The sequence below is a fragment of the Alcaligenes sp. HNGD-HTN06 genome (assembly GCF_049932565.1).
GTDB lineage: Bacteria > Pseudomonadota > Gammaproteobacteria > Burkholderiales > Burkholderiaceae_B > Alcaligenes > Alcaligenes ammonioxydans.
In genome coordinates, this window is record NZ_CP187782.1 from 1631346 (window position 1) to 1654329 (window position 22984).

Below are 22984 nucleotides of genomic sequence, written 5' to 3' on the forward strand. Positions count from 1 at the left end.
AAAATTGTTTTTTTGTTATGCTTTTTTTGAGCATAATTAAAAAATCAATGCTTCGCAAGCACAAGGACAGATTCAGTCAGAAAAAGGAGACCCCGCGTCATGACATTGAAGCGGGGCCAAGTCCCTTACGGCGCCGGATTGGGCGTGTGGTGATGAATGGCGTTGATTTTGCTGATCAGTTCATCATTGAGCTGAACATCCACGCTGGCAATGTTTTCGCGCAATTGCTCCAGGGTGGTTGCACCAATCAAGTTGCTACTGGTAAAGGCTTGCTGGTTTACCCATGCCAAAGCCAGCTGAGTCGGTGTCAGACCATATTCACGGGCTAGTTCGTTGTAGGCCAACGCGGCCTCACGAGCCCGCGGCGCGTCATAACGCGTGAATCGGTTGTACCGTGTCAAGCGACCCTTCTCGGGGCGTGCGCCGTGATCATATTTGCCGGTTAGCACACCCATCGCCAAAGGCGAATAGGCCAGAAGCCCAAGTCCTTCATAGCGACAAAATTCGGACAGGCCCTCTTCAAACACCCGGTTCAGCAGGTTGTAGGGATTCTGGATGGTGGCAATCAGAGGCAGGGACTGGGTGCGCGCCAATTCCAGAAAGCGGGAAACCCCCCAGGGCGTTTCATTGGAAACACCGATATGCCGCACCTTGCCTTGACGTACAAAGTCGTCCAGTACCGCCAGAGTTTCTTCAATAGGGACGGTGTCTTCCTCTTTCCAGGGGTAACTGCGCTGCCCAAACGTAACCGTGCTACGGTCTGGCCAGTGCAACTGGTACAGATCCAGGTAGTCGGTTTGCAGTCTGCGCAGACTGTCATGCAGGGCTTGTTCCAGATTGTTGCGATCCAGGCTTGTGCTGCCATTACGGATGTGTCCGGGACGCTTGGGGTCGCGCTGCGGACCGGCAATTTTGCTGGCCAACACAATATTCTTGCGACGGCCCGTTTTCGCCAGCCAGGTACCAATATATTGCTCGGTCAAACCCTGTGTGGCTGCCATAGGAGGGACAGGGTACATTTCGGCGGTATCCACCAGATTTACCCCCAGCTCCAAGGCAAGGTCCAGTTGAGCGTGCGCCTCGGCCTCGCTGTTTTGTTCCCCGTACGTCATGGTGCCCAAACCAATCAGGCTGACGTCCAGATCTGTATTGCCCAGCTTGCGGTATTCCATCTACTTCGACTCCCGAAAACGCAGGGCCGGGCGGCCCTACAAATCGTGCATGGTAGCGTATTTACCAGACGCTATGCGGCTTCATCATGCTCGGGCAAGGCGGGCGGAGCGGGTAAGGGACGTTTGGGCAGCAGGGGCAAACCGTGCTTGGCCCGCAGACGTTGGCAGTCGACGTTGGGGCTGCCATCCAGTTCCCAGATCTGATAGTCGCGACAGGGGGTAGGGCGGTCCGGGTAAATGGCGCAATGAATGCCTGGCTGACCCAAGGTGCCCCGCAAGGCAATGCAACGACCCTCACCTTGTTCTGTGCCTTTCATGCACGCGCGCAGCGGCCCGACCTGGGTGGTCAACTCGACCGGAACGGTCCCGCCCGTCTCGCCACTTAACTCGCCACTATAGAAGGAAACCCGAAAGTGTGAGCAGCACACCCCACAGCTCAAACAGGGGTTTTCGTCGAAAATCTCATCATTGGGGGGCGTATAAAGCACCGTTTCCAGCGTTGTTTCTTGAACGCCAGGCAAGTCAAGCAAAGTAGTGGGGGTAGGCGGGAGAGAAGAGCAAGTCATGTGCGTGGATGTCCCGTAGTAGCCGCAAATTCGGTTCAGATCAGATCGCGTATCTGCAGGCGTAAAGCATTTATTTTATTTTTGCGCGAAGAACTTGAATAGAAAAATCGTGTATACCCCCAGGGGCGTGATGCTGAGGCGAGACAGAATTGATGTATCCATATGTATCTTGTGATGAGTTGAGCAGAAAACACCCAAAATTTTTTGGAACGATAGGTTTTCGTTTTATTCTAAGTAAAACAATGGCTTGGAGCTTATTCTGGGGATTTTGATGCGTTCGAGCGGATAGGTGGAGAAAAAAATAAGGGATTTTTTATGGAAAAACGCAAAATAGTGTTGACAGCCTCATAGGGAAGATCTATTATTTCATTTCTTCACCGCAGGCGGTTAGCTCAGTTGGTTAGAGCGCTACGTTGACATCGTAGAGGTCGCTGGTTCGAATCCAGTACTGCCTACCAAAATACATGCACACAGCACCACGCTGTGCCAAGAAAAGCCCCAAAGATCAATACTTTGGGGCTTTTTTGTTGCCCAGCGTTCCAAGCTGCGCCAAGCCCCGCCAAGGTATTTTGGTGGCATGAATGGGGGCACGGACGAAACGAATGGTGACATGGCTATTTTGGCGCTTCCCCCAACTGTTCATCCAAGTAGTCCGACCACCACAGCATCAGATCATGGCGCTCTGTCATCTGTTGAGCATGGTCGTAGGCACGGCGTATCTTATTGCGATCACGGTGTGCCAGCTGACGCTTAATCACCTCTGAGCGAAAACCGCTTTGCTCGTTCATGATGGTGGAAGCCAAGCCACGAAAGCCCTGGCCCGTCTGCAGGCCGCCAAATCCCATAATCTTTAAAGCCCGGTTCATCGCTTCGCTGCTGATAGGCATTGAGCGAGGATTGTGTACGCCCGGAAAGAGAAACGCATGCCGGCCGGACAGGCTGTGCTGCGACTCAAGAATTTGTAGGCTTTGGCGCGACAGGGGAACCAGGTGATCCGCGGCGCTTTGTTTTTGGATCAGCCAGCCTTTCATGCGCTCAGTAGGGTTGGTCCATAGTGCATCGGCCCTATTACACTCTTCCGAGCGCGCCCATTGCCGCTCGCTCGTGGGTGGGGCGGGGGTGTAATTAAATGAGGGAGCAGCGGGTGTGCTTCGCAATATAGGCGCTGTTACGCTCAGCCACAGCCCGTGTGCGCATGGACTGTGCACTGCAAGCGCTGTCATGCATAACCCCGTGGGGTTTGCGCCGCGTCAGGCTCCATTGAAAGGCAAGAGGCTTAGCCTGTGCCTGTCACTGCATCTACGCGTAGGCCGTGACCGCCATGTCCGGGGATCTAATCCTATCGTTCGCGGTACTCTCGTTGCTCATGACAAGGCAGTTTTGATATTGAAATGCTTGAGGGAGTGGGAAGGCGGTGGCTGCAGAGCCAAGATTGAACGCGGTTTGGCTAGTTAGTTTGTAACAGCGCTATCTATATCTCTGAATAAGGTCCATAGTGTGTTCAGGGAGATTTTTCCCTTGAACAATTAGGACATACATTGAAAACAGAAATTGGTATCGTGAAGTGGTTCAACAACGAAAAAGGCTTCGGCTTCATCGCACCGGAAAGTGGCGGTAAAGACCTCTTCGCACACCACAGTGAAATTCAGGGTACTGGGTTTAAATCTCTCGAAGAGAATCAGCGAGTTTCTTTCGTTGCAGGCGCTGGCCAAAAAGGCCCTTGCGCTACCCAGATCCAAATCGTTTGATCCCCTGCTTGCCTTATTAGGCAAGTGTTGAGTTGATCGGTTAAGGCCGGACCCTTTGAAACATTGGGTTCGGCCTTTTCGTATGCAAGTGCCCCTTGCCCTCATGCAGGCATGGCCCGTGACGATGCATCGGTGCCCCTGACCCTCTGTCAATGAGGGTGTTTCTGGCAGAGACGACGCTATGAGCATGATAGGGAAGGGCATGACAAGCTGATTCTCAACCTCCATCCATACACGCTTCTTCTTGAAATAGACGCGCTGTTGCTAGCTTCAACGCCTAGCGTTGAGAATAAGGTAACGGCGCAGTGGTTGGTGATAGAATCGCGCATTTAATAATGTCAAATAGTCAAATAATGAGAAAAATAAATGCACTAACACTAGGTGCCATCGCTTGTAGCATGTTGATCGGTAGCGCCCACGCTCAGACGAGGGTGTCGTGTGAGCAGGAAGTGAGAGAGGTCAACCAGTTTCTCTCAGAGAAAGGGATGCCGGTCATCAATGACGTGAAGGCGCTTGTCCATGTGCTTCGCCAAATAAAGCAGTACGAAAGGCTTCCTCCTCAGTACCTGACAAGTAACGAAGCAAGGAGACTGGGGTGGTCTGGGAAGGCTTCAGACAGTCTGTGGGGGCTTAGGGCAACCAATCAGAAATTGATAGGAGGGGACGCTTTCAGAGGCCCAGGCTTGCCCGCTAATGTGCAGTGGCTTAGTGCTGACCTGGATGTGTCGCGAGGCTATCGCGGTAATAAGCGCTTGATTTACAGTCCCGAAAGCCCGATAAGCTTTATCAGCGTTGATAACTATCGGAATTTTGTTGAGTTATCTCCCTGTCATTAAAGCGATTGTGTTTGTCAGGTTGCTATGAGGGGCCTTGTAGGACAAGCGTGGCGCTGATCATTATCAGCGTCGAAGCAGAGCTACCCATGGGGAGCCGCTTGGGTAGGCCAGCGCTTCGTACAAGCGCCTGATCATCAGGGAGTGGTTGGCTGGAGTTGGCTTTACATCACCACGTATTGGGATATGGCCAGGAAATGTGCTGCACTGCCCGCCAGTACAAATAAATGCCAAATGCCGTGCCAATGTCGGAAGCGCTCGTCAAACACGAAAAAAACAATGCCGGCAGTATAAATTGCCCCTCCTGCCGCCAACCAGGAAAAGCCCTGTGAGCCCAGACTGGATGCCAGGGGCTCCAGCGCCAGCAAGACAATCCAGCCCATAAGAGCATAAATGACCAGCGACAAGACGCGTGCTGGCGAACGTGGACGGATATCCTGAAGGATACCGATGAGAGCCAGACCCCAGACCACGCCGAACAGACTCCATCCCCAAGGTCCTCGCAGCGTTACCAGGCAAAAGGGGGTATAACTTCCCGCAATCAGCAAATAGATGGAAAAGTGGTCCATCTTGCGAAATACGCGTTTGGCTCGTCCCTGGAAGCAGTGGTACAGCGTGGAGATCAGGTAAAGCAGGACAAGCGTAGTGCCATAGATGGCTGTGCTGGTAATGCGCCAAGGGTCGCCCGTAAAGCTTGCCATGACCAGCAGCCAGGAGACACCGCCGATGGCCAGAACCGCGCCGATCAAATGTGACCAGGCATTGAATCGTTCACCGTAATACATGATTCCCTCTTCTCTCCGAACACAGGGCAGGCACAATGGAAGACTGTTGCCGAAAGGGAAAAGCTTAGTGCATCGCTTCGAAGCCCGTATTGGTGTTGATCAAGTCCGCGCAATACCTGGGGCATGAACCGCCGTGTTTTTTAATTTCTTGCCGTACGGCGCCGTTTTTGGCGATCGTGCTGTTTTTGTGTTGGCTCCAAGCTTATTCCCTTACGGAAATGGGGCTCGTGCGGTGTCCGCATACTCCGTCAGGTTCAAAGTGGACGCCGTGTCTCCTAGCCTAGCGCTGTGGCCGGTTTGGCTAACCCGACAAGGCGATGCTGTCAGGTAAACCCCAATGTCTGCTGAACCTGTCTGGCCCTAGGATAGCAGCAGCGCAATGTGCGTTTTTACTCTGGGAGGGTCATCATGAAATTTGTGCTTTACAAGGACAAAGGGGGTGAATGGCGCTGGCGGTTCAAGGCGGCAAACGGCAATATTATTTGCGTCAGCTCGGAAGGCTATACCAGTAAGCAGAGTGCTCAAAACAGTATTGAGTCGGTCAAGAAAGGAATACCGGATGCGCCAGTTGTGGAGGAATAGATAGGGGCCCTTGTTGCCCCTTCTTCGTTCAGTCGGGAACGTGGACGAGAGCTCAGCCCGCCTGTCCGTGTGTCTTTTTATCTTGGGCCTTGCCATTACGCCGTCGCCTGGCGGAGGCTTCCTGCAACGGCGGTGCAGACAGGTACGGTGTGTGAACAGAGTCGTCGCCGCCTGCCATTGGGCAGGCTCATGGCTTGGACGAAAGAAACAGGACGGCGCGGTCAACACGCCGTTCTGTCATTCGTGCTCCATTTTTTGTTCTTGGGCGTTATCTTGGCTGCGTACGATGCCGCAGCGCTTGTGGGCCTGCATGACCACAGCCACGTTGCTGTTGAGCACGCCTTCTATTTCCCCCAGCCGACGCGTCACTACATCCCAAAGCTGAAGGCTGTCGCGGCACAGCACGTGCCAGAAAAGTTGGGAAGGGCCACTGGTGCCAAAGAGACAACGGGTATTGGGGTCCTGCGCCAGGTGTGCTGCCAGCGTATTGACCGCCTGAGGGCGCACTTGTATCGAAACCACAGCTTCAACCGGAAAGCCTACCAAAGCGGGCTCCACTTCGACCCGGAAAGACAGCGCTTTACGCTCTACCAGATGCTGTAAAAGCCGTTGCGCGGTCGGTTCGCTTACGCCAGCCTGCTCGGCCAAATCGGCCAGGCTGGCCCGACCATCCCTTTTTAACCCATTCGCGATTCGGTGTTCGGCTTCGGTCAGTGCCAGGGGAGCGTGCGTGGAGTGGCTGTCGGTCGTGTCTGCTGGCTTGGCCTGTATGCGCCACTGACCTGCCCGTCGAAATGAGCGTAGTACCAGGCGTGCATCGACATGCTCGACGCCGGGCATGCAGGGAAGGCTGCGGGTCACCAGTTCGGGCATGTCTGCCTCATCGGCAAGTGTCAGTTCGGCCATCAAGTCTGCGGAGCCTGCCAAGGTGACCACCAATTGGCAGTTTTCCATTTGGGCCAGTTTTTCGGCCACGAAAGGAACTTGTCCGGCATGACAGCGCATCCAGGCATGCAAGACCACCCCCTTGCCAGTGGTCAACGGGTCGGTTTCGGCAATGACGCGCAGGGCGCCTGTTTCCAAAAGGCGCTTGATCCGTCTTCCCACTGTACGTTCGGCGATGCCGGCGGCCGCGCCGAGCTCTCGCCAGGAGGCGCGTGGCTCTGCCTGCAAGGCAATCAGGCAGGCCAGATCGGTGTCATCGAGAGTGGGTAGCAAGGGTTTACCCTTGCTTGACGTGACCATATTCATCTAATTAACCTTCTTTAATTGCTAAAAAATAAACTTTTTAAACCTGTTTTGACCAAAAATAAATAAATTGAGGAATTCATGAGCACTCCCTCTCTACGTCCGAGCGCCCCGACAGGAGTGGACCCCGTTCCGGTTTCGCGCGTTCGCACCATTGTGGCAGGTAGTGTAGGCAACGCGGTTGAATGGTTCGATTGGACCATTTACGCCTCCTTCGCTATCTTTTTTTCCAGTCAGTTCTTTCCTGAAGGAAATGAAACCACGGCACTGCTGGCCAGCTTTGGTATTTTTGCAGTGGGTTTTTTCATGCGTCCCATCGGCGGCTGGCTGCTTGGTATCTTCTCCGACCGTTACGGACGCAAAGCCGCTTTAGGACTGACTATCCTGATGATGGCCGGAGGGTCGCTTATTATCGCAGTAACCCCGACCTATGCGGCAATCGGTTTGGCGGCTCCTCTTTTATTGACCCTTGCCCGTCTGTTGCAAGGTCTGTCTTTGGGAGGAGAGTATGCCTCGGCAACAACTTTTCTGACCGAGATGGCGCCGCCCCATCGCCGCGGTTTTTACTCCAGCTTTGTTTTCTTCAGTGCGGCGGTCGGTATCCTGGCGGCTTCGGCCGTAGGGTGGGTGCTGACGACCTGGTTGACGCGTGCGGAAATGGCCGCCTGGGGTTGGCGTATTCCGTTTCTGCTGGGGGCATTGGGCGGGGTAGTGGGTCTGTGGATTCGACGCTCGATTCCCGAGACCGAGGCTTTTTCCGAAAGCAAGAAAGCAGGGGTTGAAAAGCAGCCTTTGCGCACGTTGCTGCGTGATTACCCCAGAGAAGTGCTGCGCATTATCGGTTTTTCCGTGCTGACAACCTTTGCGTTCTATATTTTTGTCGCCTATGTGCCGACCTATGCCATCCGCCATGTGCAGGCCGATCCCAAGGTTGCATTTGCCGCCAATACTGTGGCCTTGATTGTGTTCATGGTGGTCCAGCCCTTGTTCGGTGCCTTGTCCGATCGGATCGGACGCAAACCACAATTGATCGTTTTTGCGGCCGGGTACCTGTTCTTCTTTTATCCGCTGATGAGCACGTTGGGCCCGTCTTTCGGTTCTATTTTGTTGGTGGAGCTGTTTGGTCTGGTCCTGTACGCCATGTATACCTCGATCGGCCCAGCGATTATGTCTGAGCAGTTCCCGACCAGCGTCCGGGCGGTTGGCATCGGTGCCCCCTATAACCTGATGGTGGCTTTGTTGGGAGGCACGACGCCTTATCTGTTGACCTGGTTGCAAAGCAATGGCCTGGAACGATGGTTCTTTTATTATGTGTTGGCTGGCGCGGTAATTACCTTGGTCACCTTTATACGTATGCCCGAGACAGTCGGACAAAAATTGCGCTGATCGCGCCTGTTTAGCCCGGTGTATGGCCGGGTAGTAGACACAGCCCGCGATGCGGGCTGTGTGATTTTCAGGAAACCCCATGTTGAAACAAGATGTCGCCCTTCATTTTCGAGATGCTCTGGAGATTGGGCAGGAGATTCGGCAGGGCCGCTTAAGCGCCCGCCAGGTTGCCACGTATTTTCTGGATCGTATCGAGCGTGCAGCCGAGCTCAATGCCTTTAGTGTCATCACAGCCGAACGCGCCCTGGCCCAGGCGGACGCGGCCGATCGTTTGCTGGCGGCGGGCATTGTGCTGGGACCCTTCCATGGTGTGCCCGTGGCCGTCAAGGACAGTGTGCAATGGGAGGGTACCGAGGCGACTCTCGGTTCGCAAAGCCGGGGCGGCAAGCTTAGTACCGAGACGGCAGCTGTCCTGCGCTCCTTGATGGCGCACGGCTTGGTGGTGCTGGGCAAAACCCGGATGACCGAGTTCGCCTTTGGCTTATCCGGGCAGAATCCTAGCCAGGGCACGGCGCGCAATCCCTGGGATGCGGTCGTCGCGCGTGCTCCGGGGGGCTCCTCCAGTGGCAGTGGGGTGGCGGTAGCGGCTGGTCTGGTGCCGATGGCCATGGGAGGCGATACGGGCGGCTCAGTACGTGCTCCTGCCACACTTAATGGCCTTGTCGGTTACAAGCCTTCGACCGGCGTGATCAGTTGTGCAGGCAGTTTGCCTTTGTCTGCGACCCTGGATGTTCTGGGACCCATCGCGCGCAGTGTGGCCGATGCCCGTCAAGTGACGGCGCTGTTGGCAGGCCCGGACATTGCCGATCCTTCGACGCTGGCGTTGCCTGCCGGGTGTGTGGCGGCCTTGCGCGCACCTGTTGCACCGATACAGGGTTCGATTGCCGTGCTGGACGAGACGGACTGGCCCGCGACGTTGGACCGTGACACACAAACGAGCTGGCATTCCACGCTGGAGCGCTTGCAGGAGGCAGGCGTATCACTGCAGACCTGGGCACCGCCGCCGGATTGTTCTTTTGCCCGACTGGCTGAAGATAATTCGATTGTGCTCGCTTACGAGGCCTATCAATATTACGGTGAGCTCGCTGCCGATCCTCGACACGACCTGTGGTCAGTGGTGCGGGAACGCATCCTGGCGGGGGGGCGGATTGATAGAGCGGCTTATGAAGCGGCTTTGCAACGACGCACAACCGATATGCAGGCGTTTGCGCAGGCGATGCATGGCTTTGCAGCGTTACTGATGCCCGCCTGCGATCAGGTGGCTCAGCCGCTCGATCCTGAAGATGTACGGCATGCTGGTTTGGGCCGCTTGCTGCGCCCCGGCAATTTTTTGGGAGCAGCCGCTATTTCTCTGCCCACCGGGCTGGATGGGCACGGTTTACCTACGGGCATTCAATTAATGACTCCGCGGGGACGTGATGCGGGTTTGCTCGATTGTGCGCACGGGGTTGAACACGCGCTTGGCCGACTTTCCCGCCATCCGGATTTGACGGCGTGGGGGCTGTAAAAAAACTGCTTGAGCCCGCCTGCAGCTCTTTGGGTGCTCCCCGTTCCCCACTCAGGGCGCAGGCTCTGTTTTCAGTAGTGCCCTTAGCAGGGTGAGCCCACACACAGGCTCTGGAGACAGAGAGCAAAAAAAAGACCTCGGTTCGATACCAGGTCTTTTTTTGCGCTCAGCATTTAAAAATGCATAGTGCGCGCGATCAGTCCAGCATGGCCTCTGCTTCAATCTCAATCAGCCATTCGCGTCGGGCCAGGCCGTTGATCAGAATCCAGGAGGAAGGGGGGGGATTGACCGGAAAGCGTTTCAATAATGCAGCGGCAATCTCATCCTGCTCTTGGGGTGAACTGGCATCTTCCCGAATAAAAATTCGCAGCATGATTACCTGATCGATCCGGCCGCCCGCTTCGGCCAGAACCAGTTCTATATTGTCCAGAGCGGCTTCTGTCTGTTCACGCATACCACCGCTGACGGTTTGTTCCTGGGCGTTGACGCCCACTTGCCCGGACAACATGACACGGCGTTGGCCGGTGACAACCAAGCCTTGGCTGAAACCGTATTGCAGAGAATTGAATACGGTGGAGGGGTTAATAGCGCTTTTAGTCATCTTCATCAATACATAAAAAGTCAGTTGAGGCGGTGTGTTCACACGCCATCCTCCTACCTTGGGGCTGTCTGGTAGAAGACAAGGGCTGTGTGGAAAATAGATACCGGCCCGGGCAGGGATTCACCAAGAGGGCTCACAAGACTGGAGGCGTAGTGCGGAGACACCTTACATCGAGTTTCCCTTGTTCGACCGCGCAGCCGCTAGAATGAGTTCACGTCCTAGCCACGGAGGCGTTTATGACGAGTGATCAAACCCGGATTCAGGGCACGTGTTTGTGTGCTGCGGTGTCAATCAGTATTGCGCAGCCCAGCCCGACAATCAGTGCTTGCCATTGCAGTATCTGTCGAAACTGGACGGGAGGCCCGTTCTTTTCATTAGAGACGCATGAGAGCCCTGTCATTGAGGGCAAAGAGCATGTCAGGTCTTATGCTTCCTCGGAATGGGCGCGGCGTAGTTTTTGCGCTGTCTGCGGCACGCATTTATTCTATGAGCTCAAGGCAGGTGGCTTTCATGCTATTTCGGCCGGCCTGTTCAAAGAGAGCGGGCAATGGCCGTTTGAACTGCAGGTTTTTATCGATGAGAAACCAGATAATTATCAGTTTGCCAATTCAACACGGCAGATGACCGGCGAGGAGGTGGTGAAGCTGTTTTCCTGATTGTTTGCGCTGTCCTGGCAGTCGGGTCTGGAAGCCGGCTGCTCGCCCTGCCCGGGCAGCGCTGTGAAAATCGTAAGAGAAGGTCGGCGGAAATAGTCTTTGATTCGTGTTCAAGGGGAGTTCTAATGAAAAAAATTATGGTGCTATCACTATCTGTCACCTTAGCGGCCTGCGCCACCTCGCAGGCGGACCTGGCGACACAAAAAGACGTGGACTTGAACCAATACATGGGTACCTGGTATGAGCAGGCACGGTTGCCCAACAGTTTTCAGCGTGAGTGTGTCGGGGACGTGCAGGCCAATTATGTGATGGCGGCAGACAAAACCATCACGGTCACCAATCGCTGTCAGGCTAGCGATGGTCAGGTCAAAGAAGCGGTGGGGCAGGGCAGGCTGGCCAGTAGCGTTAATCCAGCTGATCCGGCGGTGCTGGAGGTGCGCTTTGCTCCGAAATGGTTGTCCTGGCTCCCGATGGTCTGGGGAGATTATTGGATCATGAAGCTGGAAGGAGACTATCAGTATTCTCTGGTTGGAACTCCAGACCGGAAATATCTGTGGGTCTTGTCCCGAGACAAGCAGGCTGATCCCAAGACGGTGAGCCAGTTGCTGGACTATGCGGCATCACAGGGTTTTGCCGTGCAAAAGGTGATTCCGACGAATCAATAGTCGCCTTTTAAGGGGCGGGGGCGCCGCAGCAGCACAGTTTTGCCTCTCTCCTTACATGTTTTGGTTATAAGCATGGGGAGATTTGATCGTTTTGAAAGGCTGACGGCTGTGGTCGAATGGCACGACGGTATGTATCGGACGTGCCATTTTTTTATCGGAATGTTTTTACTATGAAGTCGTTTTTAAGCATTGCCGCGACCCTTACCCTGGCGTTGGTGGCTGGAGTGGCCCAGGCTGATCGTCTGGATGACATCAAGAAAACGGGTGTCTTGAAAGTAGCGTCTTTCGACAGCAATCCACCGTTTGGTTTTGTGGATCAGAAGTCCCGCCAGATCACCGGTCTGGATGTGGATTTTGCTCAGGCTCTGGCTGACAAGCTGGGCGTGAAGCTGGAAGTCTTGCCAACCAACCCGGCCAATCGTGTGCCGCTGTTGACGTCCAATAAAGTAGATCTGGTTTTGGCCAACTTCACCATCACGGAAGAGCGCGCCAAACAGGTTGATTTCAGCATTCCGTACTTTGCATCGGGTCAGCAGTTCTTGGCCAAGAAAGGCGTCTTGTCCTCGCCCGAGCAATTGAACTCGCTGCGTATTGGTGTCGACAAAGGCACAGTCAATGAGATCGTCCTGCGTGAAAAATACCCCCAGGCCAAGCTGGTTGCCTATGACGATACGCCTTTCGCCTTTACCGCCTTGCGTAACGGCAATGTGCAGGCTATCACACAGGATGGCCCCAAGCTGATCGGCCTGTTGGCCAATGTGCCGGACAAGGAAAACTATGAAATCCCGGCCTTTAGCATTTCCGAGGACTTGATCGGTATTGGTATCCCCAAAGGCGAGACAGCACTGAAGTCCTTTGTGGATGAAACCTTGCTGGAGCTGGAAGCCCAGGGCAAGGCACAAGCCATTTATGACGTTTGGTTTGGTCCTCAATCCAAAACACCGCTGGAGCGTTTGTACCGCATCGGTCAGCAACAGTAAGTCGCCACGTGTTTGCAGGCCAGCCTCGCATGTTCAGGCTGGCCTTTTCCTGTTTGTGTTTTTAACAGCGGGATCGGTTGATCCTGCTTTTTGGTGTTTGCTATGCCGTCTTCTGATTTCTGGCTGGCACCCCACTATGTGGGCTGGTTGCTGCAAGGGTTCTGGGTCACGATTCAGCTCTCTTTAATCGTTTCCTTCGCTGCAACTGTTTTGGGTTTTTTGGTGTGTATTGCCAGGCTCTCGTCATTTGCCTGGCTGGCCTGGCCGGTGCGTGCCTACCTTAGCTTGTTCCGTAATATGCCCTTGTTGGTGCAACTGTTCTTCTGGTATTTCGGTGCCTCCGCGCTGATGCCCCCGGAGCTGGTTCAATGGCTGAACACCCAGCATGTCTTGCAACTGGTTTTGTTTGATGTGCAGTGGCCCAGTTTTGAGATGTTGGCCGCCTTTGTGGGGCTGACGCTCTACACCACAGCGTTTGTTGCGGAAGAGTTTCGCTCCGGCGTGCGCGCGGTGCGCAAGGGGCAATGGGCCGCTGCGGCCTCCCTGGGCATGTCATCCATGCAGGTCTGGCGCTATGTGGTGATGCCGCAAGCCTTGCGCAATACCTTTCCTTCGCTGATCGGGCAGTACATGAATGTCATCAAGAACACCTCGCTGACCATGGCCATTGGTTTGGCAGAGCTGTCTTATGCCTCCCGTCAGGTGGAAACCGAAACCTTCAAGACCTTCCAGTCCTTTGGGATTGCCACGCTGTTGTATGTCTTGCTGGTCATGCTGGTTGAGGTGGGTGGGCAATGGTTGCAACGCCATCGTCTGCAAGTGCGAGGTGGGCTGTAATGAACTTCGATGTAATCCATGAGAACCTCCTGTACTTCCTGGTGGGGGCGTATCCGCACGGCCCTTTAGGAGGGGCAGCCCTGACGCTCTTGTTAAGCGTGCTCTCGGCAAGCCTGTCTGCCATTTTGGGTTTGGTGTTCGGAGTGGCGTTGGTGTTGACGCGTGGTGTAGCGCATACCGCTTTGCTGCTGTTTCTGGGCTTTTTTCGCGCCGTGCCCGTGATCATGCTGATTTTCTGGGTGTATTTTTTGCTGCCCATTCTGTTCAAGGTGGATGTGCCGGGTTTGTTTACCGTGGTCTGCGCCTTGTCCTTGATTGGCGGTGCGTATCTGGCGCACTCGGTGTATGCGGGCATCAGCAGCTTGTCGGCGGGGCAATGGCAAGCGGGCAAGGCCCTGGGGCTGAAAACTGCCCAAATCATGACGTCCATCATCCTGCCGCAAGCTTTGCCGGTAATGCTGCCTTCTTTTATTAATCAGTGGGTTGCCTTGATCAAAGACACGTCGCTGGCCTATGTCATTGGCGTAGCGGAATTGTCTTTCGTGGCCACTCAGGTCAGTAACCGGGTCATGGTGCACCCCACTGAAATCTTCTTGTTTGTCGGGTTGATGTACTACGTGATTTGCGCAACGCTGGAGTTGATCGCGAACCGGGTGGCCCGACGTTATGACAAACATCTGCGACTGGATGGCAAATGATCCGTATCGATAGTGTTTCCAAGTGGTATGGCACATTTCAGGTGCTCAAGGACTGTACGGCCAAGGTGGACCGGCAGGAAGTCGTGGTGGTGTGCGGGCCTTCGGGCTCTGGCAAGTCCACCTTGTTGAAAACCGTCAATGGTCTGGAACCGTTTCAGCAGGGCGCGATTGTTGTGGATGGGATTTCCGTCGGTGACCCGGCAACGAATCTGCCAGACTTGCGCAGCCGGGTCGGGATGGTGTTTCAGAACTTTGAGCTTTTTCCGCATTTGAGTGTCATGGCCAATCTGACCTTGGCGCAGCGTAAAGTGCTGGGCAGGGATCGTGATGAAGCGAACGAGCGGGCCTTGCTGTATCTGGATCGGGTGGGCCTGAAAGCGCTGGCCGATCGTTATCCGGCCAGTTTGTCGGGCGGGCAGCAACAGCGTGTCGCGATTGCGCGGGCGCTGTGCATGGACCCGGTCTGCATGCTGTTTGACGAGCCCACCTCCGCATTGGACCCGGAGATGGTCAATGAGGTGCTGGACGTGATGGTCAGCTTGGCGCAGGAGGGCATGACCATGATGTGCGTCACCCATGAGATGGGCTTTGCCCGCAAGGTAGCCGATCGGATGGTTTTCATGGATCAGGGCAAGATTCTGGAGGACGTGCCCACGGATGTGTTCTTTGGTGATTTGGCAGGTCGGCCACAGCGAGTGCAAACCTTTTTGTCCAAGGAACTGCGCTTGTAGCTGGTTGTGGTGCACGGCAGCCAGTTGCTTGATTGCCGAGCCGTGCCGAGCCCAGAGTCCGTCACCAAGAAAAAAAGCCCGCCTGTGGAAAAATGGGCGGGCTTTTTTACGGGCGAGCAAACCAGGCTTGGTGAAACAGGGCGAATGACATGCGTGCCCGGCCTGGAGTGGATCGCGATGTACTCAGAATTACTGGGCGGCGGTGTCAAACGATTGCAGTAGGGATTCTGAGGCCAGTACGGCGCGGCGTGCCTGTTCATGCTGATCATGCAGGGCTAGATAACGTGCTTCGGCTTCGTCGCCTCGCGCTACATCCCCTTTGTAGGAATGCTCTACGTAGTTTGCGTACCAGATGGACTCGGCTACGGTCATACCGACAAACACTTCATTGTTGTCCTGATCGTTCGTCAGGGCTCGGATACCCGATAAATACGCCCGTTCACGGGGCTGAAATTCCAACATAAGACTCCTTAGATAAGCCTCCATTGTAGTAGGTAGAGGAAATCAGGCTAGATCTCGTGCAATCCGCTCGACCAAAGCAAGGAATGAGGCCCGTAGTTGAGGAAACGAGCATTGGCGATTTGTCTTGACGGAGCAACGATAGACTCCTTGTTTTGTTGCCCCGCAGCCTGCCTTATAGTGCCCGCTTCCTGGCCACGAACTCAGCGTTAACTTATATGGATAGACAGAAACTCGAATCACGCCTGGCTTTTCTCGAAGAGGCGGAACGGCTCAAGAGTGTATTGCGTAGTGGACATACGTCGACCGGGCGCCTTGAGAGCACGGCGGAGCACTCCTGGCGCTTGTGCTTGATGGCCATGCTGTTTCAGGATGAGCTCGGTGATCTGGATATGCTTAAAGTCTTTAAAATCTGTTTGGTCCACGATTTGGGCGAGGCCTTGCACGGCGATATTTCCGCCATTGAAAAAGATCAGCATCCTGATAAGAGCGAGCAGGAGCGTGCGGATATGGCTTATCTGACCTGCCACCTGGATGCGACGGCCCAGGCCGGCATTCTGGGCTTGTGGGAAGAGTACGAAAATGCCAGTTCAGCCGAAGCACGTATGGTGAAGGCACTGGACAAGCTGGAAACGATTTTGCAACACACACAGGGGCGCAATCCGCAGGACTTTGATTACGGCTTCAACCTGACTTACGGTGAGAAATACACGGCTATAAGGCCGTTTCTGGCCCGCTTACGCCAGATTCTTGACGAGAAAACCCGTGCTCGCATGGATGAGCGGGCAGGGGATGCGGACAAGGCTGGTGCATAAACGTCAATGAGCGCTCACACAGGGCCCGAGTCTTGTAAAAAGGCACTGGACTCGTCAAGCGGGCATCGTCACTTTTTTCAAGCGATAGGCCAATGCAGGCCGGGTCAATCCCAGTCTGCGGGCAGCTTCCGATATATTTCCGTTTGTCCTTTTCAGGGTCAGTTGAATGATCTGTTCCTCCAGCTCGTCCAGATTGAAGGGCGTTTCCAGCAAACTCTCCAGATACTGCGTCTGATTCGCGCTCAGACAGGATTCCTTGGCCATAAAGCCTTGCGTATTCAAACTGCTCAGATACTGCAAGGCACTTTTTTGCTGGGGGAACAGGTGGTGGGTTTCGATTTCGTGGTTGTGCTCGGTCAGGATGACACCACGCTCGATCATGTTTTCGAATTCGCGGATATTGCCCGGCCAGTCGTACTGCATCAGCAGTTCCCGGCTGCGGTCGCTCACTCCCAGCACGTGCTTTTTGTACATGCTGGAGTATTTGTTCAGGAAATATTCGGTCAGCAGCGGGATGTCTTCTTTGCGCTCACGCAGCGGCGGAATGTGGATGGGAAAGACATTCAGGCGGTAGTACAAGTCGGCGCGAAAACTGCCTTTTTGAACCGCCTCGGCCAAATCCTCGTTGGTTGCTGCCACTACACGCACGTCGATGTGACGGGTATTTTCATCCCCGACGCGCTCTAGCTCCTGTTCCTGCAGGACCCGGAGCAGGGCAGCTTGAGACCTTGGTGACAGTTCCACAATCTCGTCCAGAAACAGGGTGCCGCCTTGAGCGCGTTCGAAGCGGCCTGGGCGGGACTTGTGGGCGCCCGTGTAGGCCCCTTTTTCCACACCAAACAGCTCTGACTCAATCAGTTCTGGCGGGATGGAGGCACAGTTCACGGCGATGAAGGGCTGATCAGCCCGGTCGCTGGCCGCGTGCAGGCCGCGTGCGAAGGCTTCTTTCCCCACGCCGGTTTCTCCCAGCAGCAGCACGGAGACTTTGCTTTGCGCCGCTTTCTCCAGCAAATGGCAGGCGGCCTGGTAAGCCGCCGACTGGCCGATGGAGTTGGGCAAGGTGAAGTGGGCACTGGAGCGTTTGAACTCCTGCTCACGTAACTTCACCAGCTCGCATCGCAAGGCAAACAATTCGTCCTGAACCGGGTCGGGCAGCATGAAGCGGTCAATTTCGGGGTCGTCATGCTCCCATTCTTCGGCGGGTTTGCCTACGATTTTGCAGTGACTGTGGCCCATGGCCGCGCATTGGGTTTCTTTGTAGATGATGCTCTTGCCCATATAAAAGCTGGTGTAGCCGCTCGCATAGCCGAGCAGGCTCCAACAGACGGGCTCGCTGGACTGGCCGTGCTCTTTCTGGTGATTGCTGACTTCATAGGAGTCAAACCAGTCAAATTCGCCGTAATACTGGCCAGCATCGCGGTCAAAGGTCAGGGCGGTAGGTACCACTTTGACCATGCCGCGAATGGTGTGCATTTGCGGCCCCGCCAGAAAGGTCTCTTTCAGCGACAGGTCCGGGCGCACTTTCTGGGACACCTCAGCATCTTTCATGCCCGCGTGGTAGCCAAAGCGCATCAGAAAGTATTTGGCGCGCTCGCTGCCTAAAGAGGCAATCAGCTCTTTGCGCAACTGACCAAAACCGCTGGCGTGCAGCAAGAGCATGCGTTGCTCGCTAAACCAGATTTTTCCCTCACGAGCGTCAAAGCGAATGGCGTCGATCAGGTCCTGACTCAATGGCAGGGTGAGTTCAGTAGCCCCCATGGCAGTCTCCATCTTGTGTTTTTTTATTGTGTTTTTGGGTTTTCTAAAACCAGTATGCCGCCTGTCTTTCTAGTGACTCAAGGAAAACCGAATAGTGTCCAGAGTACGGATAAAACCGTTTTTTCTAAGGTTTTACCCTAACTCAGCATTTGGTGAAAACGGCGCTAAGCACTTGATCAAATGATCAATTTTCCTGCTGCGGACCCGTCTCAGGCCGCATTCCTTCTCGGCTGGTTCTCCTCTATCTCTTTAATCCTAAAGGGTTAAATCCTTCAAATTTGAAGTTGGCACGGCGTTTGCTATGAACAGGCTGTGGACACTCATGCAACCGTTTGATCAGGAGGAGAACCGATGGCAGACACGAGCTTGCCCACCTTGACGAAGTATGTACGCGTACGCAGTCCCGCCAATGCCCGTTTTGTGGAGTTTGATTTTGCGATTGGCCAGCCGGACCTGTTTGTGGAGCTGGTCATGCCCCCGGCGGCATTTGAGCAGTTTTGCCTGCAAAACAATGTCCAGCCCATGAGCGATGAGCAAATGCGGGTCAATGACGAGAACGAGGAAAAATGGCGTTTTGGTTATGACACTTTGGTCGGTAACAGTCGTCAGGCTGAAGCCCAGTAGGTTTTATTCAGGAGAACAAGAGGATGACATTAGAAATTAAAACGGCCAGTTTGCAGCCGGTGCGGCAAACCTTCGCCAACGTGGCCCGCCGCTTTGGCGAAAAACCGGCCACGCGCTACCAGGAAGCCACCTACGACGCCCAGGCGACGGCCAACTTCCATTACCGGCCTCTGTGGATGCCGGACAAGACCCTGAACGACCCCACACACACCGCCATTCAAATGAAGGACTGGTATGTGTTCCGTGACCCGCGTCAGTTCTATTACGGGGCGTATGTTCAGAACCGTGCCCGCATGCAGGAGTCGGCGGAAACCAATTACGGTTTTTTTGAAAAGCGCGAGCTGGCTCAGTATCTGAGCGAGGACGTCAAAGCCAAGGTCACCCGCTTGCTGCTGCCTGTGCGTCACATTGAGCAAACTGCCAACCTGAACTTCATGTCGGGCTCGGCCTACGGGTATGGCACCACCATTACCCAAGCCTGTCTCTATGCCGGGATGGATTCGCTGGGTATGGCGCAATACGTCTCCCGTATGGGGCTGCTGATCGATGGCAATAGTGCCGATTCCCTGAGCCAAGCCAAAGAGGCCTGGATGCAGGATGCGGCCTGGCAAGGTCTGCGCGCCTTGTGCGAGAAAACGTTGGTCCAGAAAGACTGGTTTGAACTGCTGCTGGTGCAGTCTCTGCTGGTCAATAGCGTGGTGCATCAGGGGGTGTATCAAGCTCTGGTGGCGGATCTGGCCAAGGAAGGCGGCCGCGATCTGGATATGCTGCTGGAGTTCATGTTGGAGTGCCATAAAGACCTGTCCAATTGGAGCGATAGCGTCTTCAAGATTGCCGTTGCCGAAAGCGAGGAAAACAAGCGGCAACTCCAAACCTGGCTCAATCAGTGGCTGCCTCAAGTACACGCCGCCTTCATGCCATACCTTAAGGCGGCCTTTGCCGAGCAGGCTGATCAGGTCTGGGAACAGGCGCAGGAAACCATTGCCAAACGCGTCACGAAAGCAGGCCTGAGCCTGGGTGGAGAAGCCTGATGACATCCAAGGTTTATATCGGCCTGCAAGACAACGACATGTCGCGCTACATCGTCGAGGCCATCGAGGAAGACAACCCGGACGCGACGGTGATTTATCAGCCAGCCATGATCCGTATTGAGTGTGTGGGTCAGTTGACCGTCAAGCGCGAGACCGTGGAAGAAAAGTATGGGCAGCAATGGGACATGCAGGAGCTGCATCTGAATCTGATCACCTTGGGTGGCAACGTGGATGAAGATGAAGACCGCTTGTTTTTGCACTGGAACAGCTAAATCGGAAAAGGGGGCAATATGGCCACGAAAAAACTAAATATCAAAGACAAATATCGTTATCTGACTCGTGATCTGGACTGGGAATTCAGCTACCAGGATCGCAAGGACGCCTTCCCCTATGAGGAGTTCGAAGGTATCAAGATTACGGATTGGTCCAAATGGGAAGATCCGTTCCGTCTGACCATGGACGCGTATTGGAAGTACCAGGCCGAAAAAGAAAAGAAGCTGTATGCCATTTTTGATGCTTTTGCGCAGAACAATGGCCAGATGAATATTTCCGATCCGCGTTACCTGAACGCGATCAAGGTGTTCCTGACGGCAGTGACCCCGCTGGAATACCAGGCTTACCAGGGCTATTCCCATGTGGGCCGTCAGTTCAGCGGCATCGGCGCCCGTATTGCGTGCCAGATGCAGTCGATTGATGAACTGCGTCACGTCCAGACGCAGGTCCACGCCATGAGCCATTACAACAAGTTTTTCAATGGCTTTCAGGACTGGAGCCATATGCATGACCGGGTCTGGTACCTGTCCGTGCCCAAGTCCTTCTTTGAAGATGCCCGCTCGGCCGGACCCTTCGAGTTTTTGCTGGCGATCAGCTTCTCCTTTGAGTACGTGCTGACCAACCTGCTGTTTGTGCCTTTTATGTCGGGCGCAGCCTATAACGGCGATATGGCGACGGTGACCTTCGGTTTCAGCTCGCAGTCTGACGAAGCTCGACACATGACGCTGGGGCTGGAAGTGATCAAGTTCTTGCTGGAACAGCACGAGGACAACGTGCCTATCGTTCAGCAGTGGATTGATAAATGGTTCTGGCGTGGCACCCGCCTGCTCTCCGTGGTGGCCATGATGATGGACTACATGTTGCCCAACAAGGTCATGTCCTGGAAAGAAGCGTGGGAAGTGTATTTTGAACAGGCCGGCGGTGCTCTGTTCAAGGACCTGGCCCGTTACGGCATTCGCATGCCCAAGTACAGCGACGTGATCGAGAAAGAAAAAGAGCACATTTCGCATCAGGCCTGGTGGATTTTTTACAACTTCGGTCACGCGGCCGGTTTTCACACCTGGATTCCCAGCGACGAGGAGCTGGATTGGTTAAGTGCCAAGTATCCCGACACCTTCGACAAGTATTACCGCCCGCGTTGGGAGATGGCCAAGAAGATGGAAGCAGAAGGCAAGCGTTTTTACTCCAGCGGTCTGCCACAGCTGTGCCAGGTGTGTCAGGTGCCCATGACCTTTACCGACATGGAAAAACCGGACGAGATTACCTATCGACAAAGCCTTTATCAGGGTGAGCGTTACCACACTTGCTCGGACGGTTGCCGCGATATTTTCGAGCACGAGCCTGAAAAGTACATCCAGGCCTGGCTGCCGGTGAACCAGATCCTGCAAGGCGGCTGCGGTGGCCCCGAGCTCGAGAAGATCCTGAGCGATTACTACCGGCTGAACGTGGGTGTCGACAATATGGACTTCAAGGGCTCGGTGGATGAAACGCGCTGGAATGAATGGAAAGGAGTGACGGCCTAGTCACGCGAGAAAAAAGGCAGCGCTCCCGGTGGGTGCTGCCACTACCTATAAAAATTGGAGATCAATATGGCAGTTACTGCGTTTACCCCGGATTATCAAGGCTACGCGCGCGACCAGCGCTCCCACTATGGCGACAGCATGTTGCTGTACATCGGCTGGGATGAGCATCTGTTGTTCTGCTCGGCCAAGGCCTTTCTGGTTCAAGCCGACATGACCGTGTCGCAACTGATCCAGCAACTGATGCCCGCTGGCTTTGCCCAGCACCCTGACTTCGAGCAGATCGAATGGAGCAAGGTGCAATGGAATCTGAATGGTCAGGCGGTGGACCTCAAGCCTGATGGCACTCTGGGTGAACAAGGCTTCGATCACAAATCCTTGTTGCGTTTCAAAACCCCGGGCCTGAATGGCTACAAGGGCACGGGCGTATAAGAGGCGGAGGCAGCAATGACGTATCAGGTAACCGTAGAACCCACAGGTGATGTGGTCGAGGTGGAAGACGGACAAACCTTGTTGGACGCTGCGTTGCGACAAGGGGTTTGGTTGCCTTTTGCCTGTGGACATGGCACATGTGGCACCTGCAAGGTGCAGGTTCTGGAAGGCTATGCGGACGCAGGGGATGCGTCCAGTTTTGCCCTGATGGATTCGGAGCGCGATGAAGGCAAGTTGCTGGCCTGTTGCTGTCTGCCCGAATCCGATATGGTCATCGAGGCCGATATTGATGTAGACCCGGATTTTCAGGGGCTGCCCGTGGAGGACTATCAGGGCAAGGTCGTCCTGATTGAAGACTTGTCGCCCACCATCAAGCATATCCGTCTGGAATTGGATCGCCCGATGGCGTTCCAGGCCGGGCAGTACATCAACCTGCATGTGCCGTCCATCGACGGCACCCGTGCTTTCTCGATTGCGAATCCGCCGTCCATGAGCGGCATCGTTGATTTGCATGTGCGCAAGGTGGAAGGGGGAGCCGGCACCACCTGGCTGCACGAGGAGCTGCAAGTGGGACAGAGCCTGGATGTGTCTGGCCCCTACGGGCAGTTCTTTGTGCGCAAGTCCGATCCGCAAGGCGCGATCTTCATTGCCGGAGGCTCGGGGCTGTCCAGTCCCGAGTCCATGATTATGGACTTGCTGGAGCAGGGCGATACCCGCCCGATTTACCTGTTCCAGGGAGCGCGCAATAAAGCCGAGCTGTATCACGCCGATTACTTCTATCAGCTAGCTGAAAAGCATGACAATTTTCACTACATTCCGGCCTTGAATGCCCCCTTGCCGGAAGATGCCTGGGAAGGGTTTGTAGGCTTTGTACACGAGGCAGTGGGGCAGTTCTTTGAGCAACGCTGTTCAGGCAACAAAGCCTATTTGTGTGGCCCGCCACCCATGATCGAAGCGGCGATCTCCACCTTGATGCAAAGCCGCCTTTTTGAGCGTGACATTCACATGGAGCAGTTTCTGACAGCGGCAGATGGGGCGAGCGGCAAGGTGCGCTCGGCCTTGTTCAAGCGTATTTAA

At 54.8% G+C, this 22984-nt stretch carries 25 protein-coding genes and 1 tRNA gene; 18 read left to right on the plus strand and 8 right to left on the minus strand.

What is annotated here, in order from left to right:
- Positions 1-125: 125 nt before the first annotated feature.
- Both ACOZ42_RS07380 and ACOZ42_RS07385 read right to left on the minus strand, forming a co-directional pair.
- Positions 126-1172: an NADP(H)-dependent aldo-keto reductase gene (locus ACOZ42_RS07380; protein ID WP_426345762.1), complete on the minus strand. Its 1047-nt coding sequence runs from the start codon at positions 1170-1172 to the stop codon at positions 126-128.
- Positions 1173-1243: 71 nt separating this feature from the next.
- Positions 1244-1738: a YkgJ family cysteine cluster protein gene (locus ACOZ42_RS07385; RefSeq protein ID WP_275694034.1), complete on the minus strand. Its 495-nt coding sequence runs from the start codon at positions 1736-1738 to the stop codon at positions 1244-1246.
- Between the two features lie 381 nt (positions 1739-2119).
- Here ACOZ42_RS07385 and ACOZ42_RS07390 point away from each other — a divergent pair.
- Positions 2120-2196: transfer RNA gene (locus ACOZ42_RS07390), tRNA-Val, on the plus strand.
- 156 nt (positions 2197-2352) lie between these two features.
- On the opposite strand, the gene ACOZ42_RS07395 is transcribed toward ACOZ42_RS07390, so the two are convergent.
- Complete coding sequence (locus ACOZ42_RS07395) at positions 2353-2769, minus strand: tyrosine-type recombinase/integrase (protein ID WP_426345763.1); 417 nt, start codon at positions 2767-2769, stop codon at positions 2353-2355.
- Positions 2770-3276: 507 nt separating this feature from the next.
- Here ACOZ42_RS07395 and ACOZ42_RS07400 point away from each other — a divergent pair.
- Positions 3277-3486, plus strand: coding sequence for a cold-shock protein (locus tag ACOZ42_RS07400; protein WP_003800472.1), 210 nt, complete (start codon positions 3277-3279; stop codon positions 3484-3486).
- Positions 3487-4483: 997 nt separating this feature from the next.
- On the opposite strand, the gene trhA is transcribed toward ACOZ42_RS07400, so the two are convergent.
- Positions 4484-5104: a PAQR family membrane homeostasis protein TrhA gene (gene trhA, locus ACOZ42_RS07405; protein ID WP_003800468.1), complete on the minus strand. Its 621-nt coding sequence runs from the start codon at positions 5102-5104 to the stop codon at positions 4484-4486.
- 408 nt (positions 5105-5512) lie between these two features.
- Between trhA and ACOZ42_RS07410 the strand changes: the two genes are divergently transcribed.
- Positions 5513-5686: a YegP family protein gene (locus tag ACOZ42_RS07410; protein WP_003800466.1), complete on the plus strand. Its 174-nt coding sequence runs from the start codon at positions 5513-5515 to the stop codon at positions 5684-5686.
- Between the two features lie 237 nt (positions 5687-5923).
- Here ACOZ42_RS07410 and ACOZ42_RS07415 read toward each other — a convergent pair whose 3' ends face one another.
- Complete coding sequence (locus tag ACOZ42_RS07415) at positions 5924-6937, minus strand: Lrp/AsnC family transcriptional regulator (protein ID WP_131071669.1); 1014 nt, start codon at positions 6935-6937, stop codon at positions 5924-5926.
- Between the two features lie 78 nt (positions 6938-7015).
- Between ACOZ42_RS07415 and ACOZ42_RS07420 the strand changes: the two genes are divergently transcribed.
- The gene (locus tag ACOZ42_RS07420) at positions 7016-8320 is read left to right on the plus strand and encodes an MFS transporter (protein ID WP_059317698.1); all 1305 of its coding nucleotides are present in this window, start codon (positions 7016-7018) and stop codon (positions 8318-8320) included.
- A gap of 79 nt (positions 8321-8399) precedes the next feature.
- Positions 8400-9827: an amidase gene (locus ACOZ42_RS07425; protein ID WP_426345764.1), complete on the plus strand. Its 1428-nt coding sequence runs from the start codon at positions 8400-8402 to the stop codon at positions 9825-9827.
- Positions 9828-10023: 196 nt separating this feature from the next.
- On the opposite strand, the gene ACOZ42_RS07430 is transcribed toward ACOZ42_RS07425, so the two are convergent.
- Entirely contained in the window at positions 10024-10428 is a 405-nt protein-coding gene (locus tag ACOZ42_RS07430; RefSeq protein WP_039943113.1) for a RidA family protein, read from the minus strand.
- A gap of 236 nt (positions 10429-10664) precedes the next feature.
- Here ACOZ42_RS07430 and ACOZ42_RS07435 point away from each other — a divergent pair, with 236 nt between their 5' ends.
- The 6 genes from ACOZ42_RS07435 to ACOZ42_RS07460 all read left to right on the plus strand — a co-directional run bounded on the left by ACOZ42_RS07435 (position 10665) and on the right by ACOZ42_RS07460 (position 14995).
- Entirely contained in the window at positions 10665-11084 is a 420-nt protein-coding gene (locus ACOZ42_RS07435) for a GFA family protein (RefSeq protein WP_003800456.1), read from the plus strand.
- 125 nt (positions 11085-11209) lie between these two features.
- Positions 11210-11749, plus strand: coding sequence for a lipocalin family protein (locus ACOZ42_RS07440; RefSeq protein WP_059317696.1), 540 nt, complete (start codon positions 11210-11212; stop codon positions 11747-11749).
- A gap of 170 nt (positions 11750-11919) precedes the next feature.
- The gene (locus tag ACOZ42_RS07445; protein WP_003800452.1) at positions 11920-12729 is read left to right on the plus strand and encodes an ABC transporter substrate-binding protein; all 810 of its coding nucleotides are present in this window, start codon (positions 11920-11922) and stop codon (positions 12727-12729) included.
- Positions 12730-12831: 102 nt separating this feature from the next.
- Positions 12832-13566, plus strand: a complete 735-nt coding sequence (locus tag ACOZ42_RS07450) for an amino acid ABC transporter permease (protein WP_426345765.1) — start codon at positions 12832-12834, stop codon at positions 13564-13566.
- Positions 13566-14264, plus strand: coding sequence for an amino acid ABC transporter permease (locus ACOZ42_RS07455; protein ID WP_426345766.1), 699 nt, complete (start codon positions 13566-13568; stop codon positions 14262-14264). Before ACOZ42_RS07450 ends, ACOZ42_RS07455 begins: the two co-directional genes overlap by 1 nt.
- Positions 14261-14995, plus strand: a complete 735-nt coding sequence (locus tag ACOZ42_RS07460; RefSeq protein WP_426345767.1) for an amino acid ABC transporter ATP-binding protein — start codon at positions 14261-14263, stop codon at positions 14993-14995. The genes ACOZ42_RS07455 and ACOZ42_RS07460 overlap by 4 nt, the downstream gene beginning before the upstream one ends.
- 189 nt (positions 14996-15184) lie before the next feature.
- On the opposite strand, the gene ACOZ42_RS07465 is transcribed toward ACOZ42_RS07460, so the two are convergent.
- Entirely contained in the window at positions 15185-15457 is a 273-nt protein-coding gene (locus ACOZ42_RS07465; RefSeq protein ID WP_003800445.1) for a hypothetical protein, read from the minus strand.
- 215 nt (positions 15458-15672) lie between these two features.
- On the opposite strand from ACOZ42_RS07465, the gene ACOZ42_RS07470 reads away from it, so the two are divergent.
- Entirely contained in the window at positions 15673-16269 is a 597-nt protein-coding gene (locus tag ACOZ42_RS07470; RefSeq protein WP_426345768.1) for an HD domain-containing protein, read from the plus strand.
- Positions 16270-16323: 54 nt separating this feature from the next.
- Here the strand turns inward: ACOZ42_RS07470 and ACOZ42_RS07475 are convergent, their stop codons facing one another.
- Entirely contained in the window at positions 16324-18027 is a 1704-nt protein-coding gene (locus tag ACOZ42_RS07475) for a sigma-54-dependent Fis family transcriptional regulator (RefSeq protein WP_131071673.1), read from the minus strand.
- Between the two features lie 351 nt (positions 18028-18378).
- Here ACOZ42_RS07475 and ACOZ42_RS07480 point away from each other — a divergent pair, with 351 nt between their 5' ends.
- The 6 genes from ACOZ42_RS07480 to ACOZ42_RS07505 all read left to right on the plus strand — a co-directional run bounded on the left by ACOZ42_RS07480 (position 18379) and on the right by ACOZ42_RS07505 (position 22984).
- Positions 18379-18651, plus strand: a complete 273-nt coding sequence (locus ACOZ42_RS07480) for a phenol hydroxylase subunit (RefSeq protein WP_131071674.1) — start codon at positions 18379-18381, stop codon at positions 18649-18651.
- Positions 18652-18674: 23 nt separating this feature from the next.
- On the plus strand, positions 18675-19682 hold the full coding sequence (locus tag ACOZ42_RS07485) for an aromatic/alkene monooxygenase hydroxylase subunit beta (protein ID WP_426345769.1): 1008 nt from the start codon (positions 18675-18677) through the stop codon (positions 19680-19682).
- Positions 19682-19954 carry an MmoB/DmpM family protein gene (locus ACOZ42_RS07490; protein WP_003800437.1) on the plus strand — a complete coding sequence of 91 codons (273 nt, stop codon included), beginning with the start codon at positions 19682-19684 and terminating at the stop codon, positions 19952-19954. The genes ACOZ42_RS07485 and ACOZ42_RS07490 overlap by 1 nt, the downstream gene beginning before the upstream one ends.
- 18 nt (positions 19955-19972) lie before the next feature.
- Complete coding sequence (locus ACOZ42_RS07495) at positions 19973-21478, plus strand: aromatic/alkene/methane monooxygenase hydroxylase/oxygenase subunit alpha (RefSeq protein ID WP_003800435.1); 1506 nt, start codon at positions 19973-19975, stop codon at positions 21476-21478.
- Between the two features lie 66 nt (positions 21479-21544).
- A complete protein-coding gene (locus ACOZ42_RS07500; RefSeq protein WP_426345770.1) occupies positions 21545-21907 on the plus strand; it encodes a phenol hydroxylase subunit P4 in 363 nt (120 codons plus the stop codon).
- A gap of 15 nt (positions 21908-21922) precedes the next feature.
- Complete coding sequence (locus tag ACOZ42_RS07505) at positions 21923-22984, plus strand: NADH:ubiquinone reductase (Na(+)-transporting) subunit F (RefSeq protein WP_426345771.1); 1062 nt, start codon at positions 21923-21925, stop codon at positions 22982-22984.

Excerpts from the sequence above, each read along its gene's own strand:
- ACOZ42_RS07380 (WP_426345762.1), bottom strand. The coding sequence starts at position 1,172 with ATGGAATACCGCAAGCTGGGCAATACAGATCTGGACGTCAGCCTGATT.
- ACOZ42_RS07385 (WP_275694034.1), bottom strand. The coding sequence starts at position 1,738 with ATGACTTGCTCTTCTCTCCCGCCTACCCCCACTACTTTGCTTGACTTG.
- ACOZ42_RS07395 (WP_426345763.1), bottom strand. The coding sequence starts at position 2,769 with ATGAAAGGCTGGCTGATCCAAAAACAAAGCGCCGCGGATCACCTGGTT.
- trhA (WP_003800468.1), bottom strand. The coding sequence starts at position 5,104 with ATGTATTACGGTGAACGATTCAATGCCTGGTCACATTTGATCGGCGCG.
- ACOZ42_RS07410 (WP_003800466.1), top strand. The coding sequence starts at position 5,513 with ATGAAATTTGTGCTTTACAAGGACAAAGGGGGTGAATGGCGCTGGCGG.
- ACOZ42_RS07415 (WP_131071669.1), bottom strand. The coding sequence starts at position 6,937 with ATGAATATGGTCACGTCAAGCAAGGGTAAACCCTTGCTACCCACTCTC.
- ACOZ42_RS07420 (WP_059317698.1), top strand. The coding sequence starts at position 7,016 with ATGAGCACTCCCTCTCTACGTCCGAGCGCCCCGACAGGAGTGGACCCC.
- ACOZ42_RS07425 (WP_426345764.1), top strand. The coding sequence starts at position 8,400 with ATGTTGAAACAAGATGTCGCCCTTCATTTTCGAGATGCTCTGGAGATT.
- ACOZ42_RS07430 (WP_039943113.1), bottom strand. The coding sequence starts at position 10,428 with ATGACTAAAAGCGCTATTAACCCCTCCACCGTATTCAATTCTCTGCAA.
- ACOZ42_RS07435 (WP_003800456.1), top strand. The coding sequence starts at position 10,665 with ATGACGAGTGATCAAACCCGGATTCAGGGCACGTGTTTGTGTGCTGCG.
- ACOZ42_RS07440 (WP_059317696.1), top strand. The coding sequence starts at position 11,210 with ATGAAAAAAATTATGGTGCTATCACTATCTGTCACCTTAGCGGCCTGC.
- ACOZ42_RS07445 (WP_003800452.1), top strand. The coding sequence starts at position 11,920 with ATGAAGTCGTTTTTAAGCATTGCCGCGACCCTTACCCTGGCGTTGGTG.
- ACOZ42_RS07450 (WP_426345765.1), top strand. The coding sequence starts at position 12,832 with ATGCCGTCTTCTGATTTCTGGCTGGCACCCCACTATGTGGGCTGGTTG.
- ACOZ42_RS07455 (WP_426345766.1), top strand. The coding sequence starts at position 13,566 with ATGAACTTCGATGTAATCCATGAGAACCTCCTGTACTTCCTGGTGGGG.
- ACOZ42_RS07460 (WP_426345767.1), top strand. The coding sequence starts at position 14,261 with ATGATCCGTATCGATAGTGTTTCCAAGTGGTATGGCACATTTCAGGTG.
- ACOZ42_RS07465 (WP_003800445.1), bottom strand. The coding sequence starts at position 15,457 with ATGTTGGAATTTCAGCCCCGTGAACGGGCGTATTTATCGGGTATCCGA.
- ACOZ42_RS07470 (WP_426345768.1), top strand. The coding sequence starts at position 15,673 with ATGGATAGACAGAAACTCGAATCACGCCTGGCTTTTCTCGAAGAGGCG.
- ACOZ42_RS07475 (WP_131071673.1), bottom strand. The coding sequence starts at position 18,027 with ATGGGGGCTACTGAACTCACCCTGCCATTGAGTCAGGACCTGATCGAC.
- ACOZ42_RS07480 (WP_131071674.1), top strand. The coding sequence starts at position 18,379 with ATGGCAGACACGAGCTTGCCCACCTTGACGAAGTATGTACGCGTACGC.
- ACOZ42_RS07485 (WP_426345769.1), top strand. The coding sequence starts at position 18,675 with ATGACATTAGAAATTAAAACGGCCAGTTTGCAGCCGGTGCGGCAAACC.
- ACOZ42_RS07490 (WP_003800437.1), top strand. The coding sequence starts at position 19,682 with ATGACATCCAAGGTTTATATCGGCCTGCAAGACAACGACATGTCGCGC.
- ACOZ42_RS07495 (WP_003800435.1), top strand. The coding sequence starts at position 19,973 with ATGGCCACGAAAAAACTAAATATCAAAGACAAATATCGTTATCTGACT.
- ACOZ42_RS07500 (WP_426345770.1), top strand. The coding sequence starts at position 21,545 with ATGGCAGTTACTGCGTTTACCCCGGATTATCAAGGCTACGCGCGCGAC.
- ACOZ42_RS07505 (WP_426345771.1), top strand. The coding sequence starts at position 21,923 with ATGACGTATCAGGTAACCGTAGAACCCACAGGTGATGTGGTCGAGGTG.